Origin of the sequence: Pseudomonas sp. HMWF006, assembly GCF_003061205.1 — a bacterium.
GTDB lineage: Bacteria > Pseudomonadota > Gammaproteobacteria > Pseudomonadales > Pseudomonadaceae > Aquipseudomonas > Aquipseudomonas monsensis.
This window is the reverse complement of record NZ_QAIU01000333.1, coordinates 5,163-7,134: the sequence shown is the minus strand read 5'-3', so window position 1 is coordinate 7,134 and position 1,972 is coordinate 5,163. Positions and strand designations below refer to the sequence as shown.

The following is a 1,972-nucleotide window of genomic DNA, read 5'->3' as shown; positions in this document are numbered from 1 at the left end:
CTCCATGAAGCCGTAACGCGCGCCATAGCTGGCAGCCAGCCACAACGGCAACAGGACGAGCAACAGCACCACGGGCAAGCGGCGAGACATGAATCACTCCAATCTACGGAAATCGGCGGCCAGCTTAATCGGACTTGTACCGTTGGCAAGTACTAACAACTGTTAACTGTTCATTCGGCCGCTGCAAAGTGTATCGTCCAGCTACTATTACTCCGAATTCTGCCTGTTTGGTGCCGAGGCATGGCACTTTGGCGCAAGCCCGGTGGTCATAGCCTGCGAACTTCATTCGGCACCTTCCTTTAAGGGATCCAGTCATGCTCCGTTCCTTGCGCTTCGCCGCGCTGTTCAGCGGCCTTATTCTGAGTGCGTCCGCACTGGCGGTGGATATCGATGCCGCCAGTTATGGCTATCCCCTGACCAACCCGTTCGAGGCAACCATCGCCACGACGCCACCGGACCTGCGCCCGGAATTGCCGTCCAACGACGACATCAACCAGTCCGACCACAGCATCACCTTGCGCCCGGAGCGGGCCTTCATCCTCCCGGACAACTTCTGGGCGGTGAAGAAGCTCACCTACCGCATCGCCCAGCAGGACAAACCGGCGCCGCTGATCTTCCTGATCGCCGGCACCGGCGCACGCTATGACAGCACGCTCAACGAATACTTGAAGAAGCTCTACTACAAGGCCGGCTATCACGTCGTGCAGTTGTCCTCGCCGACCAGTTTCGATTTCATCAGCGCCGCTTCACGCTTCGCCACGCCCGGTATCACCAAGGAAGACGCCGAAGACATGTACCGGGTGATGCAGGCCGTACGGGCGCAGCACCCGAAACTGCCGGTCACCGAGTATTACCTGACCGGCTACAGCCTCGGCGCCCTCGATGCCGCGTTTGTCGCGCACCTGGACGAAACCCGGCGCAGCTTCAACTTCAAGAAAGTCCTGCTGCTCAACCCGCCAGTCAACCTCTACACCTCGATCAGCAACCTCGACAAGCTGGTTCAGACCGAAGTGAAAGGCATCAACAACAGCACCACGTTCTATGAACTGGTACTGGGCAAGCTGACCCGTTACTTCCAGCAGAAAGGCTACATCGACCTCAACGACGCCCTGCTGTATGACTTCCAGCAGTCCAAGCAGCACCTGACCAATGAGCAGATGGCGATGCTGATCGGCACGTCGTTCCGCTTCTCGGCCGCCGACATCGCCTTTACTTCGGACCTGATCAACCGTCGCGGCCTGATCACGCCGCCGAAATTCCCGATCACCGAAGGCACCAGCCTCACGCCGTTCCTCAAGCGTGCGCTGCAATGCGACTTCGATTGCTACCTGACCGAACAGGTGATTCCAATGTGGCGCGCGCGCACCGACGGCGGCAGCCTGCTGCAACTGATCGACCAGGTCAGCCTGTATGCGCTCAAGGATTACCTGCACGACAGCCCGAAAATCGCCGTGATGCACAACGCCGACGACGTGATCCTCGGCCCGGGCGACCTGGGCTTCCTGCGCAAGACGTTCGGCGATCGCCTGACCGTTTATCCACTGGGCGGCCATTGCGGCAACCTTAACTACCGCGTCAACAGCGACGCCATGCTGGAGTTTTTCCGTGGCTAAATATCTCCTGCTGATTGCAGCGCTCCTCAGCGCAGGCGTGGCCCAGGCCGACAACAGCAAAGCCAACGCGCCGGTGGTGGTCGACAGCGACGGCTTCAAGGAGCCGTTGTCCAAACTCAAGTTCAACCCGGGTCTGGACCAGCGTGAGTTCGAGCGCTCGACGCTCAACGCGCTCAACGTGTATGACCCGCTGGAGTCGTGGAACCGTCGCGTCTACCACTTCAACTACCGCTTCGACCAATGGGTGTTCCTGCCGGTGGTCGACGGTTACCGTTACGTGACCCCTGGCTTCCTGCGCACCGGGGTCAGCAACTTCTTCAACAACCTCGGCGACGTGCCGAACCTGGTCAACAGCCTGC

At 59.7% G+C, this 1,972-nt stretch carries 2 protein-coding genes; both read left to right on the top strand.

Annotated features, from left to right (window positions below):
- Positions 1–314 precede the first annotated feature (314 nt).
- Complete coding sequence (locus tag DBR24_RS13380; protein ID WP_128614999.1) at positions 315–1,613, top strand: serine/threonine protein kinase; 1,299 nt, start codon at positions 315–317, stop codon at positions 1,611–1,613.
- A partial coding sequence (locus DBR24_RS32130; protein ID WP_256591459.1) for an MlaA family lipoprotein occupies positions 1,606–1,972 on the top strand: 367 nt, incomplete at its 3' end. The genes DBR24_RS13380 and DBR24_RS32130, both read left to right, overlap by 8 nt.

Coding starts and splice junctions, on each gene's coding strand:
- DBR24_RS13380 (WP_128614999.1), top strand. CDS start 315: ATGCTCCGTTCCTTGCGCTTCGCCGCGCTGTTCAGCGGCCTTATTCTG.